Source organism: Haloquadratum walsbyi J07HQW2, from assembly GCF_000415985.1.
Lineage (GTDB): Archaea > Halobacteriota > Halobacteria > Halobacteriales > Haloferacaceae > Haloquadratum > Haloquadratum walsbyi_B.
Window position 1 is genome coordinate 2,530,129 of sequence record NZ_KE356561.1, and the last position, 15,612, is coordinate 2,545,740.

The window sequence follows — 15,612 nt, forward strand, 5'->3', positions numbered from 1 at the left end:
TTCAGATAAGATCAAACGTGCTGATACTGCCGGCTTTGAGGTTATCAAAGGAAACGGAAGTGATGATTCAGTGCTAGAACAAGCGGGTGTTGATGACGCTGTTGCACTTGGCGGGCTCACCGGCGACCCAAGTATCAATTTCGCCGCTTGTCTGACCGGTAAGCAGCACGGCTGTCGCGTTGCAATGCGTATCAGTGAAGATTCCAATCCGAATGTGTATGAACGATATGAATCTGACGTTGATGAGGTAATTGATCCGGAGCGGCTTGGAGCTGTGGGCGCTAAAACTGCACTTCTCGGTGGCAATTTCAATGTGCTTGATGAACTTACAGAGGGTCTCAGTTTAACCAGTCTTTCAGTTCCAAACACTGCTCCGATTGTCGGTCAGACAGTAAATGAGATTGAGCTAGGTGATCACGGGCGAATATATGCACATGGACGGGCGAACGAGCCAATGACGATTCCATTACCGGCTACTACAGTCAAACGCGGTGATCGACTTGCACTTGTCGTTGAACATGATAATCTTATGAAAGTCCGACAAACGCTGGTAGGGAACAGCTGAATCCGACGATTCCCACATATCATAAGTGATCTAACCATTCCTGTTGTCTGTCTTAGCGAGTTGCTAATTTGTAGATGTTATCATACCCAATAGATACTCATACACTTTCTACTAAATTTCAGTATCAACACTGGGTGTGGTCGTTATTTTTCTATTCATGTAGGGTCTATTCAGCAGTATGAACACGGACTCCTGGAGTGCACTTCTGTCACAAGCAGGTGACGTCGTAAGTAACTGTGATGACATTGATCGCAGACGAATCAAACAGTTGCTTGATGACACCCGAACAGATAGATTAGCGGACGCTCAATCCGATACTCATCAGCCAGAGTCTGAGCCAAAGATCACTGAGCCAGCCACTGAGCCAGTCCCAACATCTGTTGTCGTTGATGCAGACGTTCTTGTCGCTGATTTCCTCTGTGGAAGCGATACTGACGCTCGACAAGCACTCGAAAGTCTTTGGACACATTCATGGATGACACTATTTGGAAGCGATCCACTACTGACCGACGCGGAAGCACTCATTGCAGCACTAACCACAGATCAGCTCGCTCGTGAGTGGCGAGTGCACATGACAGAGTGGTGTTCAATTGTAACACATCCCCCCGGCGACCATCCAGCACTGGCAACAGCATACCGAGGCGGTGCTATGCACATCTTATCATTCAATGACCAACTACAGTCAACACAGGTAGGTGCCTCACTTCGCGGACAGCTTCCGGTCAGCGTTCGCGAGCCAGCGGCCTATACAGCGGTATTTTCACCTGAGCAGTTGTATGATGCTACGTTTGATGACGAGGGCACATACCCTGGTCCCGACCGTGCCTCGCGAATAGAATAATCCTCTGTGTCGACTCACTTAGCGAAACAGACACACTGCAATAGATATTATTGATAATAGTTGGGCGGCAAGCACTGGTGTTGAAAATAAAACCGTTATTGACTCCTGTGAAAACAGGAATCTCAATAGGTGACCTGCCTCGGGGTCAAGCCCTGTAGCGTTCGCCGTGTCCGCTTGTAAATATTATCTCCAAAAAAGACTTGATTTTCAGACATGCATATTGATAAATCAGCGTGTCTGGAACCACTCAGCAAACGATTTTAATGCGCGACCACGATGTGAGATATCATTTTTATCAGCGGCATCACGCTCAGCTAATGTCATCCCATTGTGTTCGAAAATTGGATCATATCCAAAGCCACCGTCACCTCGAGGAGAAACAATTTGACCGCTTACTTCCCCAGTAAACAACTTCACGGGAGGTGCATCACTCCCGATGATTGTATCGGTGTACTCATTAGTTGATGACTCAATCGCCTCCCCATCACAGTATCCAAGAACGCATCGAAAGGAAGCTGATCTTGGCGCATCAAGTTCGGTTTCAGCAACGCGTTGAATAGTCTCTATACCGAGTGTATTCTCAGCAAACGCGGAGTACGGACCAGGAAATCCATCAAATCCATCGATAAACAATCCTGCATCATCAACAAGTACCGGCGAACCGGCATATTGATACGCCTCGTGAGCCCCAGTCGTTGCAATCGGACGGAGTGATGTCGCTTGAATCTCCGTATAATCATATGACAATGATTCGACCACGTCCGAGTCGAGATATGACTGAGCTTCATGCACTTTCCCACTATTTGTCGTAACGTACCGAAGAGTGTCGCCACTCACAGATCCTGCCACCATACGTTAGCTCTCAACTGCATTGATCTCACGCGATGCATCGTTGTATCCCCCAACTCCTCAACGACTGAATCGATAAGCACCGAGACACACGATTAATCAACGATGACCTCAACAGGGCTGTCGTCCTCAGGTTCATCATTACCTTGTTGTTCCTGAAAGAGTAACCCCCCGACAACGAGAAGCGCAATCCACGACCGCCAGTTTGCGAGATTAAGTGTGTATCCAATTCCAAACGGTTTTTCGACGATCATGCTTGCACCAGGCTGCCAGCGAGCGGCTATTAACCGCCCAAGCGATGGTCGTTCAAAATTATACGGGACGCCGAATATATCTCCCCGTTTCGTTTCATCGTCCATACATGCATCTACGATGGTCGGTCATAAATCGTTTTTCTATCAGCCAGTCGGGACGCAAGCCAACATATGAATGTCATTATGATCGTATCTATGTGTAATCGCCACCATCGATACCAATGAGTGAATCATTGATATCGCCCACGGGATTCAATTTCGCCAAGTCTCGATTGGACGGTCGACATTCCCGTCTCGGCGTATCCGGACTCAAACGCAGTAATGAGTGGGTTAGGATCTGAGGCAGTTCCAGTTATACTCTGGATAAACACATGGAGATCCATGGCGTGGTCTTCAATATGATCGGTATGGTAACCTAGACCAAAGTCGATCATATAAGTCTGTGCTGGGTCAACACGTATATTCCGCGTTGTCGGGTCACCGTGGACGAAGCCTGCATCATGTATCTTCCCGAGATGCTGTCCTACCGCTCGACACCGACTCTCGGTGAGTTCTGCTGCGAGGTCAGCATCACCGACATAATCGAATATCAACGTCCCCGTCATGGGGTCGACATCATAAATAACAGGTGTCGGCACACCAAGACGTCGTGCAGCACTAGTCAATCGCGCCTCTGCCCGTGTACGTTCAGCACGGAGCTGTCTATCAAGTTTAGGATGCCGGTATGATTTTTCAACACGCCGTTTTATGACACGATCATCCACACGTCTAACCGTTGCTTCTGCTCCTCGTATTGGTGATTCACTGAGTGTTGTAGGGGTGTGAGTCACTGACGTTTGATTATCTCGCCATTTGACAGTAACTGCATCCGGGCGGAAGTTTGGGTCAACAGCAGAATTCTCGACTGAGATTGTCTGTCCAGCCTCATGCATTGCTGCACCCAATACAGCAATCATACCCGCATTGTCTCGTAGGAATCGTGGCTCAGGTGCATGAAATGAGGCACCACGAGCAGCACACATCATTGAGAGCATTTCGCGAAGGCGGTCATTCTGCCCGACTCCTCCGCCGAGCACAAGTTCAGATGTCCCAGTCAGTGAGAGCGCCCGCTCTGTGACTTCAGTCAGCATTGCAAAGATTGTCTCCTGCAACCCTGTACAAACATCCTCGACGGGAGCCCCATCATCAACAGCATCTTTTGCAGCCGACATGATGCCTGAAAATGAGAAATCCATTCCCTTAACAACATATGGAAGATCACAGTAGTCCCCATCGGTCGCTGCTGCTTCGACTTTCGGTCCACCAGGGTGATCCCATTCAAGATGACGAGTGAATTTATCGATAGCATTCCCAACGCCAGTATCCATCGTCTCACCAAGCACCTGATACTGACTACGATGATACCCAAGGAGGTGTGCATTTGCTCCTGAGGCATTCAGACAGACTGGCGTTTCGAACCCAGATTGATAACGACCAATCTCAAGATGTGCAATCATATGATTTACGCCGACAAGTGGGACAGACAGCGCCTGCGTGAGTGTTCGAGCGGCGGTTCCAACAACTCGAAGACACGGACCAAGTCCAGGACCACGCGAAAATGCCACAGCATCGATTCCAATTGTATTGGTTTCCCCAGAAGTTGCTGCACGATCAAGAATGATTGAGATAACTTCAGGGAGTGCCGTGCTCATATGCTCGGCTGCTTCTCGTGGGTGTAGACCACCGCTATCAGGTTGATATGGATTCGACTCGATTACTATTGTTTCATCACGAGTATCATATATTGCGGCACTTGCCGCCCATGCTGTTCCTTCGATTCCAAGAATACGCATAGTGAATGTAATATAATATATGTCGTTGTAGTGGATATCTTAAGCAATATATCCTAAAAAGGCAGTCATATCTCGACTACTGTCGAAAGATCATCTGTAATTATTGATAGAGCGGACACGTGACATCTAGTATCTGTGAGTACCGATTATGATCGACTATTGGGCGTTATTGCCCGAATTAACCTCTATCAGGCGCCTTCTGCTGCACTGTCTTCATTCTCTGGTTCAATCTCAATTTTGTTTCGTTCAAGCATATAATCCTGCTCAACCTGGCGAGCAGACTGCGGTGATTCATACACTTTTGCATATCCGATTGTTTTCCGCATCCCAAATTTAGTATCAAGTTTGTGCACAACTACCTCATCAGAATCTTTATTAATTTTTGCTGCCAGACTGTCACGAACAGATAGCCGAGATGGCGTGGCATCGTCATGCACGATCTCAAATTGAACGTCAGTCCGGTGTAACATCGAGTTTTCATCTTCAGAGAGAATATCGATTTCCATTGTTAAGTTATCCTATATTCGATTTGAAACGGCTAAAAAGATTTCGAAGCAATACATCGAGTTGTCGATATCTAACTGTTATTACCAACTACGCCCACAATAGCATCAAACGAGAGTGACACGAGCAAATCGAAGCGAGATTAACTATCGACAGTATATGACACAATCTTATTCATTTATTATATTCGATATACTTCAAAGATATCTGTTGACTGTTATGATAATTAAAATCCAGTGTCTCATCAACGCATTAAAATTACTCCTCATCGATATTTCGATCGACTGCGAGTCGATCAAATACAGCAGTAGCGTCTCCATCCATACGATTTAGCAGTCTCTCCATTTTTATTTTTGTCTCAGCAGTCACAGGAATCCGCACCATCCCTTGACCGGGCTGTCCATACACCACCGTTCCCCCGAGTTGTGATATCAGAACAGCTGGAAGCGTTGCGAGGTCTTCTTCACCTTCTACGACGATTGTCACCGGCTCAGATCTCGATACGGCTGTGTGTAATGCCTCCAATAATGCCGCAGATATCATACCTGGTGGGTTCTCAATATCAATCCGCTGATTATGTTCTGACAGCACCGTACTGATCGTTTTATCGACAGTTTCACGTTTTGTCTGCCCGTCAATGATAGCTACTGCTGAAGTGTAATCGACCATCCGGAGGTGATAGGTTACAATATCGCCAACAGCAATAATCGGTTGATCAGCATCGATGAGGAATTCATTAACATCCGTATACACCGGTCCAAACGGTGACTTGAATTCTTGTCGAAGTGATGATGGAAGTCTAAGAGGCAACTCAGCCATTACTACTAACGTCAACGCACCTTCAGCGCGTAACCGCCAGGTTCTGTGACATTCATCTCCTCAGCAATTGCTGAATCGGTTGGATTCGTGACAACGACGTATCCCGCCCAGTCCTCAGTCAGACTACTTGACCCACAGTTCTCACAGGTCTGTGAATCGGCGTGGTTTATATAATGACACTCGCGACATGAAAGGCGGGTTTGTGCCATTTACTTGCCCTCCGCCCCGGCCTCCGTCGTGGCAGCGTTCGCCTGTCGGTCCGCCTGTAACCAGCCATGCTTACCAAGACCGGGCTGTTTCGCTGTAAGACCAATCTTCGAATCGCGAGGATTTCGCTCATCAATACTCTTTGTCACAACCCGAACACGCACAGAGTCACCAACTCCGAGCGTCCGATTTGATTCTGTGGACGCCAGTTGCTGATTCTCACCATCGTATGCAAGGTACTCATCAGAAATTTGTGAGACATGCAATAGTCCATCGACAGGACCAATTCCAACAAATGCTCCAAACTCAACAACTTCGACGACTTCTCCATCAACGACCTCCTGCATTGCTGGATCGAATGTGATAGCATCGAATTCAGCTTCATAGTATACGCCAGCGCGCCCTGGAAGAACCGTTCCCTCACCAATATCAAGCACGCTGATGACGCTTACAACGCTTCCAATGTCTTCATCCATTCGTCCCTCTAATTTATCTTGCAAAAGCCGCTTTACTCGCTGTGGTGTGACATCTGCAAGGTGCCGCGGAGGCACTTCGACTGTATCTGTAAGTTGTACCCGTTTATACATACATTATGGTTCTGTTATCTCCAATGTGTTTCGCCCCCTTATACCGATTACGCGAATGTTACGTTTATGTAATCGATCACGGAGCGGTCTATCTTCCGTAACGACATACTGTTTTGTCGTCGTGTATCCACTTTCAGCCGCCTTTGTAGTCGCCTTCGCTGCTGATTCTGATTCGGAAAGGTCGATTACGCCTGTGTTGCTATTATCGACTTGAGCGTCGGCTTCCACATCAATTTGCCTGTCTGCATCTATATTATTATGAACATTCGTATGTGTACCGATATCTTTGTCATCATGCTGCTGCTTCACGGTGCTGTCAACTGTGGCAGTGACATCCCATTCGTTACTTTGAGCTAATATATCATCAATAGCCGCTAATTCAACAATAGCATCATCGGCGAAATCAGCCTCCGTATTAACGATGGAACACCGGGTAAGCAAGTCGCTCCCAACGCTCGCGGCCGTTGCTTCAACTCCAGCACCGTCACTGAGACGGTGAAGTTCAACAGCAACGGGACGCGGCACGACTGATATATATCTTTCCGGAAGAATCCGATCAAGCTCTTCGAAAAGTCGGACATCCCGCTCAACAGGAAGCATTAACGCGTTCGTATCGAGGATTACAGCAATCATATTATCGGTAATCTCATATTTTATTCATCTTGACGGGTTATACCACGTCCGTACTACATCCGCTCCTGCTGTCGACATACCTGGTTATGTTATGCTATACTGTATTACGTTCGAGATTTGCGAACTGAATTTAATGACAGTTTCAGATATGATAGCAACAATGAATGGGTATATCACTTATTCAAGCGTCCCAATCCCAATAAGTCGCCATCGAGCACCAACGCGACGATTGATTGCAATCTTTGACCCCCTTTCGGCGCAAACCGGTCGTTTAAGAGAAACCTCAGCTTCACCGCTGCGTGCACTCGTGACCGCTCCGACGGTCGTTGCTGTGCCAACGGTCAACATCAGCGGTTCACCCGTTGAGATTGTCTCGACCTCACCAGCCTCATCACCAACAACCCGATCAAGCAACTCAACCGTCATTGTGAATGACTCACGCGTCGGTGGCAGTGTCCCTGGCTCACCAACAATCTGTCCAGCGAGGGAATCTCCCTTTGTTAAACTTGGATCTAGACCGGTGCCAACCCCACACAATCCTCCAGGGGTTACCTCAGAAACGTTTTCGCCGCCTGCCTGTAATGAGCGAATATCTGTTGTAATCGGTTGCCACTCACTTTGTCCTCCCTCGTCAACTTCGCGCCCCGGGCGTAATTCAATTTCTGTTCCAGTCTCGAGTCGCCCTTGTGACACAGAACCGCCAATAACACCACCAGAAAGATTCTCATAGGTTGTCCCTGGACGATTGATATCGAATGAACGGGCAGCATAAAGCCGGGCTGAGGCATCTGCATCGCGATCAGGCGTTGGGATCTCACGTTCAACAGCGTCAATGAGGAGGTCGATATTGACCGCTTGTTGAGCGCTGACAGGAACGATCGGAGCATCCTCAGCGACTGTTCCCTCGACAAATGACTCGATCTGGTCATATGACTCAATTGCACGCTCACGATCAACAAGATCGACTTTATTCTGTGCAATGACGACGTTTTCAATCCCAATAATATCAAGCGCCATCAGATGTTCTTCGGTCTGGGCTTGTGGCACATCTTCTGTTGCTGAAACGACAAGAACAGCACCATCCATAATTGCTGCTCCAGAGAGCATTGTCGCCATCAGCGTCTCATGACCTGGTGCATCGACGAATGAAACCGTTCGAAGTGTCTCAGTCGCTTCATCATCAGGACCGGTTTCCTCGACGGTATATCCCTCTGGTGGGTCGACGTCAGGAACCGAACGGAACGTTGCGTCGGCATAACCAAGTCGGATTGAAATGCCTCGCTTCATTTCTTCTGAGTGCTGATCTGTCCATGAGCCGGACAATGCTTGAACGAGCGTTGTTTTTCCATGGTCAACATGGCCGACGAGTCCGATGTTCACCTCCGGTTGTTGTATTTGTTGTGTCACTATTGACCTCCTGAAAGTAATCTTGGAATCAATTCACCTTGAGCGACAGATAAAGTTGCTGTTCTCACATCGAAATGCGGCAACACCGGTCTGTGAGCATGCTATTCTGTAATCGCTGAGCGCTGAGCAAACAAATTTCGGTTTTACAAACAAGGTGGAGTTCCCATCGGCTCTTCGCCTTGTCGTAGACGGTCCTGATCTGTTGGAGGTTCTCGACGGTGACACCGGGACGAGTCCCGTACTCACAGAGGGTACACTCTACGTTTTCAGGTACTCCTTCTGATTCGTGCCTCTTGAGAGGTGGACATATTTAATCCTTAGTATGGTGTTTGAGGCTGCCGTAGTCAGGAACTTCGCCCATTTTATGCCAGATTTTCTGGAGTGGTAGTTGACGGGGTCATGAGACTACATCTTACGAGTCTTCAAGCGCTGTCTGAGAACATTCCAGAGTTTGTTCGCCGGTCACCGTGGCGGTCCAGCGGTTCCATGACCTGATTGTGATCGAGGACTCCCGTCTGATGATGCGATGAACTTCTAGCATGCAAAATAATTGTAGAGCCACTAATACTCACCTCTATCATAAATAATCAGCTTAAAAACGTGGAATATCGGCTTGTGGTACTGACGATTGACTGTAGAGGAGTTGTCGGATTGATCCTGACGCTAACGTGTCGGGTGTTCTCTTTGATTTTGTATAATCTGTGACAGCACAGCGTATGAGTGTTAATATCTCTTATAATCGCTGTTTTTATTCTCCTATTCAATGAATCAATATGACGCAAACTTCCATGGTCCAATAGTTGGCGGCGACGAGCCTGTGAAACCATGTATGTGGTATTGATCTGAGACAGATTGATGCCAAAACAAGCGTGACGACATTAGTGCTTCTGTGGTATCATAAATGATACTTCTTATGCTGAACAGTCCAGAGGTAATGCCGAAGTAACTGATATCATCTGGACTTACGTCGATATCGCCAGGACGCTTATGCAGCTCTTCGTTCTTTTGATTTCGGACGGAGGTTACTGTATCCGCATTTCCGACATTCACTTGCGCGCTGTGGATTACGCGCATTACAGCGCATACAAATTTGCTTTTCGAGCGTTCGTTTTATTGCAGCTTCATTCCTTGCCATATTGATTTTATTTTATACGTGTGTAAAACAGTTGCGAGGCGCTGACACGGGCTTTTCTGATCACCGAAAATGAAAATTGACACAGAAGCTAGAATGTAAAAAACCGACTACTCTCAGAGTGCTTGCTGGATCGCCGCCTCAATGTCCTCACGTTGAGTGACTCCAATAAATCGATCAACAACACCATCGTCGTTTTCTACTACGACTGTTGGAAGTGACCGAACCTCATATTGATTGGCGATATCTTGTTCGTCATCAACATTTATTTTCTCAAATGCGACTTCCGTGTAATCAGCTTCGAGTTCATCGAGAATTGGATCCTGCGTTTTACATGGACCACACCAGTCAGCATAGAAATCAAGTAACTTGATACTCATCGTATTCAGACAGCAGTAATCATGTATGTCAAATAAACGTTTCCACAGTATCAGTGTTCGAGAGTTCATCAGTTATTATTGACATTTAGCTAACGACTCGCATATATCACCAGAACTTCACAAGTGTATCCACTCGCCATCAGGGCCATCATAGATGGTCGACAGTAAATACCAATCAGGGGTGATTGACATAATCGAAAATCTCTCTACCAAGCGTGAGCGTGTACTTTCCATACATTTTAGACCCGTTAGACGGTGCTGTATTTGCTAGACTACATCGCACTATGTGAGTCCACTGTGTATCTTGCATAGACCTGAAGTCACCAGACCTACTGTATATATTACATGGGTAAAGACACGATGCGAGACCGCGTATGGAGAACAGTGCATCAATTCAAAAATGGTGATATTAAGCGCGTTGTTGAACCGGTGCGTGAGCAGACTATTGATGGATTCACCAAGCGTGAGGTGGATAACGCCGTTGATGCTTCAACCCGGACAGTACATGACGTGTTGAAGACAATGGTCCAATACGGTATTCTCACTGAGACAAATCAACGTGTGAGAGTACCCAAAAGCGATGGCAGTACTGCTATCCATGGGACAGTAATTTACAGCGTTGAGTCACCCAAACAACCTAATTCAGCGGATAAAACCACTAGTATCGAGACACAGACAGATGACACGGGTGATACCGCTGAATACAATTCGAATGACATTGAAAGCACATACACCTGTAACGTGTGTGGTGATGGATTTGAGGATAAACACGCACTGACGGAGCATGTGAAAAATAGTGATAATCACCCTCGGGTGAGCCAGATGGACTCATGCCCGAAGTGTGGAAATGAACAGATACTCGAAGTAAAACGAATAGATGATAACAGCCCCAATAATAATGAAACGGTCCTCATGGTTGATCATAAGACCGAAATGACAGAAATGGCTGGTGTGAAAACATTAGATATAACGAATTATTGTCTCGTGAGAGGCGATTATGAGGCATAAAATATAGCATGGACTGAACGACTGGATCCATACTACACCTACCGATAATTAAAATAAGTATTTCTACCAATTTGGGCTATCTAACGGTATTTGATTAGAACATCACCCGATAACACACCATATCGTTTCTTTATTTGAAATGGTTATTACACATGAAGAATGGCACTTACTGAATAATATCATCCCTAAATTCATTATTCTCAACCCATTTGATAATACGTGGCAGTTTCAGTGCTTGATTCATACGTAGAGTCGACAGAGCGAATTCAACCGGACCAGGCAAACAACGATGGAAACGTCCACGGTGGGGAGACAGTACGATTGATGGATGAATTGGCAGCAACTGCGGCGATGACTGTTGCGGGGACCACCTGTGTCACAGCACACATCGGAAGCGTGGATTTCCAGAATCCAATCCCCGTTGGTTATGTCGCGAAACTTTCAGCATACGTATACGAAACCGGTACAAGAAGTATTGGGGTTCGAGTCACTGTCGAAAGTCGTAATCCACGCGATTCAGAAGTTATCCCAGCGACGTCAGCATGTTTCACGATGGTTGCTGTCAACGAGGATGAAGATGAAAGCGATTCCGTTGCACTCCCATCAGTTGTTCCACAGACTGACCGCGGTGAGCAACTTGTCAAAACCGTTCCCTGTTAAATAGTCAGTTATGTATACGGTATTGACAATGTATTGATGCTGGTAATAGCAATTACTTCCACATATTGCATATCAATATGACGATCACAGTATCTTAGAATTCTCAATAGATCTCTTTCGAAAACACGAACATGGGATCATTCCGAAGCCTCTCTTTATTAAGCATGAGCTTCACCTTACTAATCTCATTAATATCTCTACTGACTCAATTCGCTATCATCGATAATTTAGTTCACAATGATAGACAGAATATGGACTAGCACTGATAATTTTTGAACGTTATTTTATTAATGTATTAATCTTATGAGTTGTCCTGTGTGATGCTGAGGCTTCGTAATGAACGCTTATCATCTTTAGAACAAACACGCTTTTACTACCCTGAGTCTGACAACAAATACTAGCATTGTATATGAAACATGAGTAAGCAACGAAATTCAGCACGTATCTGTCATCTGGAGGCTTAGAGATTGACAAGAGCGTTACTCTGAAATCGTGAAACCAAACATCATTGCAAAACAATACTAAGAACAAAATCAAGAATTTGTCATTGAAATCCGGGAGATATAGTAAGTCGAAACATTTAGACACTGAAACAGCGTATCATTACATATGAGCAGTGGCCAGAATTCTGGAGGATTGATGTCCAGTGCGGGTCTTGTACGATATTTTGACGCTGAAGATCGAAATTCAATACGGATTGATCCAAAGACAGTCGTTGCATTTGGTGTGCTCTTTGGTGTGGGCGTTCTCGTGCTGAATGCGCTTGCAATCTAAAGATCTACACAGTATATCTGAATGCCACAGCAAATATTAGATTCGTACAACTACATTCTGAGTGCCACTACGACCCGTGGTTACGAAATTGCCGCTGAAATTCTCTAGTTAGTACAACGCTGATGAGAACATTTCTTACTCAGTTATAGAATACAAGGAGAAAACCCGCGTCTTCAGGCGCCGGCTGAATCCGACCACTCTACTCTGACACACCCGACTCTCAGTCTCAGTAGCAGGCTTGGATATTCTATCACTCTCACTCTCGGTCCCAATCACACACGGTTAGCTATGCTACAACTCTAACACGTTATAGAGCGTTCCATGATGCACATCCACCGCACCCATCAAGCGACAATCCTCAGCCACGGTCACGTAGAAGAGTTGCTTGACTGGCATGGGTGGTCAGCCAGCAAGAGCAAACTCCGGACCGTTCTCAGACGAGACTATACTCCGTCTGAAAGCCCGTGAGACGTCGTCTGACGTGGTGATGTCGCTAACTACTATTCCCGCAAAGTATGGATGACACGGGTGAAATACCCAATCACGGAGAACTGAAAACTAAGTTGAAGACTCATCAAACACACAAGGCAACCGACTGCACAGTCAGTCCAGTCAGCGCGTTCTGGAGGAACTCGCTGAAGTCTTCAACTCGTTGTATGGTTCCAACGACCAGCGAGACAATCCACTCAGCTACCGCAAGAAAAACTACTCCGACCACCAGGACAGGGTCGTCGGGTTCACGAAGAACACCCACGGAGCACCGTGACGCGGAAGCAGAATGGCGTCCGCCACGATAAAAAAACCAATCGGGTTCGCCTCTCACGAGGTCGCAGTCACAAGGAGTCCCCCCGAGCGAGAGAGTACGTTCTCGTTGAGTACGAAACCACGCCCGGCGTCACCATCGAAAATTTCGAACAGGTTCGCGCCGTCTACGACACCTCCAACTCAAAACGGCAGTGGGAGCTCCACTTCGTTTGTAAAGACGACATTGAGACTCCTGACGCTCCTGGCACCGAGACGACAGGTATCGTATCGACCCCGGTATCTGTCACTTCGCGGCAGTTTTGTACAGTACCGAGGATGCCAACTCGACCTCTATCCCGGCAACCAGCTGACACAAGACGAGCACTGCTACTACTTCCCATCAGAAATCGCTATCTGTGACGACAGCAGTAGCGAAGAAGCTACTATCCTTCACAACAAGTGGTCGGAGCGCCGCAGTCATTTCTTCCACAGTCTCGCGACACACATCGTTGAGACGTGTATCGAGCGGGGTGTTGGTCGCATTCACATCGGTGAGTTGGAGGGTGAGGGTGTCCGTGAGGACGAGAACGGCACAACGGTGAGTCAAAGAATTAGGACACACACGGCAATCTTGACCTACACGGACACGAGTGGGCGTTCGACCGCTTCACCTCGATTCTCGGATACAACATAAGGCGAAAGTCGAAGATATTCAGCTCGGAGAAGTGTCCGAGCGCAACACAAGCAAGACATGACGTGTTGCGTGCGTGGGAGAGAAGACGAAAGTCAACGTATTGAACGCGGTCTGTATGTCTGCGAGGAGTGTGATGCGGCGTTCAACGCTGACGTGAACGTGAAGGTGAATAGGGCGGAGAACATCCGCCTCGACATCACCGAGCAAAATAACTCCGAGTCTGTCCCCGATTCGGGTGGAGAGAGGAGTCCCGGCTCGGCTGGTTGGCACAGCCAGGAGTCTACTTGTACGAGTTGTCCAGGAGATTCCAACTGCAGGATCAAGTGGTAGACTGCAAATCGGAATCTCCCGATCCAGCGGGGCGCAGCGGTGCCGTGTGATTCCGGCGCCTGCAGGTGCGAGAGGATGTCAGATATCATCGCATTGTATTTATTCATTATCTGAGTCCTGTCCGATACCATCGTTAACATTTATATGATAACTATAGTGAAAATATCACTACCTGCAGAGCGATACTCGGTTGAACGGACATCTTTTGTCATTGTGCATCTATCGTATATGTATGATTCAAGCTGGTGTTGTTGCAGTACAGGGTGATGTCTCTGAGCATGCTGCGGGTATCCGTCGTGCTGGGGAGTCTCATAATGTATCTGTTGAGATTGTTGAGATCAGACAATCTGGTGTTGTTCCTGACTGCGATGTCCTCTTGCTTCCTGGTGGTGAGTCAACGGCTATTTCACGATTATTAGATCGAGAGGGAATTGATACTGAAATTCAGTCTCATGTTGAAGCTGGAAAGCCGGTTCTTGCGACATGTGCTGGATTAATCGTTGCTGCCCGCGACGCGAAGGATGACCGTGTTGATACGCTTGATATCATTGATGTCACGGTTGATAGAAATGCATTCGGTCGACAGATCGATAGCTTTGAAGCACCACTTAATATCGAAGGTCTTGATGAGCCATTCCCAGCTGTGTTTATTCGTGCGCCGGTTGTCGATGCTGTTGGTGAGGATACGACGGTGCTTGCACGCTGGGATAATCATCCTGTTGCCGTCCAAGATGGTTCGGTCATTGCAACCGCATTTCACCCAGAATTGACACCAGACAGTCGCATCCATGATCTTGCATTTTTTGCGAATAAAAACAGTAAAATCAACCAAGCGACATCACCCGATTAATCAATTACATATCTGTAACTGAGCAGTATGTCTGTCTCTTCCAACGTCCTCTGAGCGAATATATCCAGATATGACCGTAATATACTAATTAAAATGCTCAAGTTGAGATAGCCGCTAACCAGTAGCTATTGAATATTCATGAGTTGCATAACATATCGGATGACTCTTTTCACCTGATACGGACAATAAGCTATGACTGATGATGAACTACCAGACGCGGTGTTTAATGACCTTTTTTCGACCATTGAGTCTCGACGAGAAACGTTGCCAGATGATTCATACACGACATCGCTTTTGACTCATGATAAGGGAGAGAACGCCGCACTTGAAAAATTAGGTGAGGAGGCGACTGAAACAATCCTTGCAGCGAAGGACGGTGACTCAGCAGCGATCCAGGCTGAAAGTGCAGATCTTATCTATCATCTTTTTGTTGTACTTGCCATGGAGGAGATAACGCTTGATGATCTCCGTGAGGAACTTTTAGATCGGTCTTAATATTATGTAATACTATCATTTCAACATTATTTAACGCCATCTCCGTT

General features: G+C 46.8%; 18 protein-coding genes and 2 pseudogenes. 8 read left to right on the plus strand and 12 right to left on the minus strand.

The features are described from left to right. Together J07HQW2_RS11865 and J07HQW2_RS11870 are read left to right on the plus strand one after the other, a co-directional pair. A partial coding sequence (locus J07HQW2_RS11865) for a potassium channel family protein (protein ID WP_048075272.1) occupies positions 1 to 565 on the plus strand: 565 nt, incomplete at its 5' end. A 343-nt stretch (positions 566 to 908) separates the two neighbouring features. Then, complete coding sequence (locus J07HQW2_RS11870; protein ID WP_048075663.1) at positions 909 to 1,406, plus strand: PIN domain-containing protein; 498 nt, start codon at positions 909 to 911, stop codon at positions 1,404 to 1,406. Between the two features lie 228 nt (positions 1,407 to 1,634). Here J07HQW2_RS11870 and J07HQW2_RS11875 read toward each other — a convergent pair whose 3' ends face one another. From J07HQW2_RS11875 to trxA, 12 genes and pseudogenes are all read right to left on the minus strand, one after another. Next, on the minus strand, positions 1,635 to 2,258 hold the full coding sequence (locus J07HQW2_RS11875; protein WP_021055778.1) for a non-canonical purine NTP pyrophosphatase: 624 nt from the start codon (positions 2,256 to 2,258) through the stop codon (positions 1,635 to 1,637). A 92-nt stretch (positions 2,259 to 2,350) separates the two neighbouring features. After that, the gene (locus J07HQW2_RS11880) at positions 2,351 to 2,614 is read right to left on the minus strand and encodes a DUF5808 domain-containing protein (protein ID WP_021055779.1); all 264 of its coding nucleotides are present in this window, start codon (positions 2,612 to 2,614) and stop codon (positions 2,351 to 2,353) included. Positions 2,615 to 2,739: 125 nt separating this feature from the next. After that, positions 2,740 to 4,341: a bifunctional N(6)-L-threonylcarbamoyladenine synthase/serine/threonine protein kinase gene (locus J07HQW2_RS11885; protein ID WP_021055780.1), complete on the minus strand. Its 1,602-nt coding sequence runs from the start codon at positions 4,339 to 4,341 to the stop codon at positions 2,740 to 2,742. Between the two features lie 188 nt (positions 4,342 to 4,529). Beyond that, positions 4,530 to 4,847: a 30S ribosomal protein S24e gene (locus tag J07HQW2_RS11890; RefSeq protein WP_021055781.1), complete on the minus strand. Its 318-nt coding sequence runs from the start codon at positions 4,845 to 4,847 to the stop codon at positions 4,530 to 4,532. 256 nt (positions 4,848 to 5,103) lie between these two features. After that, the gene (locus J07HQW2_RS11895; protein ID WP_021055782.1) at positions 5,104 to 5,664 is read right to left on the minus strand and encodes a GTP-dependent dephospho-CoA kinase family protein; all 561 of its coding nucleotides are present in this window, start codon (positions 5,662 to 5,664) and stop codon (positions 5,104 to 5,106) included. 11 nt (positions 5,665 to 5,675) lie between these two features. Continuing rightward, positions 5,676 to 5,873 carry a transcription elongation factor subunit Spt4 gene (gene spt4 / locus J07HQW2_RS11900; protein WP_021055783.1) on the minus strand — a complete coding sequence of 66 codons (198 nt, stop codon included), beginning with the start codon at positions 5,871 to 5,873 and terminating at the stop codon, positions 5,676 to 5,678. Continuing rightward, on the minus strand, positions 5,874 to 6,458 hold the full coding sequence (locus tag J07HQW2_RS11905; RefSeq protein ID WP_021055784.1) for a DNA-directed RNA polymerase: 585 nt from the start codon (positions 6,456 to 6,458) through the stop codon (positions 5,874 to 5,876). Positions 6,459 to 6,461: 3 nt separating this feature from the next. Continuing rightward, complete coding sequence (locus tag J07HQW2_RS20065) at positions 6,462 to 7,091, minus strand: PilTVapc superfamily protein (RefSeq protein WP_021055785.1); 630 nt, start codon at positions 7,089 to 7,091, stop codon at positions 6,462 to 6,464. A gap of 177 nt (positions 7,092 to 7,268) precedes the next feature. Then, positions 7,269 to 8,498: a translation initiation factor IF-2 subunit gamma gene (locus tag J07HQW2_RS11915; RefSeq protein WP_021055786.1), complete on the minus strand. Its 1,230-nt coding sequence runs from the start codon at positions 8,496 to 8,498 to the stop codon at positions 7,269 to 7,271. 133 nt (positions 8,499 to 8,631) lie between these two features. Then, positions 8,632 to 9,039, minus strand: a pseudogene (locus J07HQW2_RS20070) (hypothetical protein); the annotation flags it as partial. A gap of 444 nt (positions 9,040 to 9,483) precedes the next feature. After that, a complete protein-coding gene (locus tag J07HQW2_RS18680) occupies positions 9,484 to 9,633 on the minus strand; it encodes a 50S ribosomal protein L40e (protein ID WP_011570611.1) in 150 nt (49 codons plus the stop codon). 113 nt (positions 9,634 to 9,746) lie between these two features. Beyond that, positions 9,747 to 10,010, minus strand: a complete 264-nt coding sequence (gene trxA / locus J07HQW2_RS11920; RefSeq protein WP_048075273.1) for a thioredoxin — start codon at positions 10,008 to 10,010, stop codon at positions 9,747 to 9,749. 384 nt (positions 10,011 to 10,394) lie between these two features. Here trxA and J07HQW2_RS11925 point away from each other — a divergent pair, with 384 nt between their 5' ends. The 6 genes and pseudogenes from J07HQW2_RS11925 (at position 10,395) to hisE (ending at position 15,565) form a co-directional block, all read left to right on the plus strand. Continuing rightward, complete coding sequence (locus J07HQW2_RS11925) at positions 10,395 to 11,018, plus strand: hypothetical protein (protein ID WP_303704115.1); 624 nt, start codon at positions 10,395 to 10,397, stop codon at positions 11,016 to 11,018. Between the two features lie 219 nt (positions 11,019 to 11,237). Beyond that, a complete protein-coding gene (locus J07HQW2_RS11930; protein WP_021055791.1) occupies positions 11,238 to 11,678 on the plus strand; it encodes an acyl-CoA thioesterase in 441 nt (146 codons plus the stop codon). 609 nt (positions 11,679 to 12,287) lie between these two features. Next, complete coding sequence (locus tag J07HQW2_RS11935; protein WP_014555190.1) at positions 12,288 to 12,452, plus strand: preprotein translocase subunit Sec61beta; 165 nt, start codon at positions 12,288 to 12,290, stop codon at positions 12,450 to 12,452. Between the two features lie 321 nt (positions 12,453 to 12,773). Continuing rightward, positions 12,774 to 14,270: pseudogene (locus tag J07HQW2_RS18685) on the plus strand (transposase). Positions 14,271 to 14,452: 182 nt separating this feature from the next. Beyond that, positions 14,453 to 15,070 (plus strand): pyridoxal 5'-phosphate synthase glutaminase subunit PdxT, encoded by a 618-nt coding sequence (gene pdxT / locus J07HQW2_RS11950; protein WP_021055793.1) that lies wholly within the window; start codon positions 14,453 to 14,455, stop codon positions 15,068 to 15,070. Positions 15,071 to 15,262: 192 nt separating this feature from the next. Further along, positions 15,263 to 15,565, plus strand: coding sequence for a phosphoribosyl-ATP diphosphatase (gene hisE / locus J07HQW2_RS11955; protein WP_021055794.1), 303 nt, complete (start codon positions 15,263 to 15,265; stop codon positions 15,563 to 15,565). Positions 15,566 to 15,612: the final 47 nt, after the last annotated feature.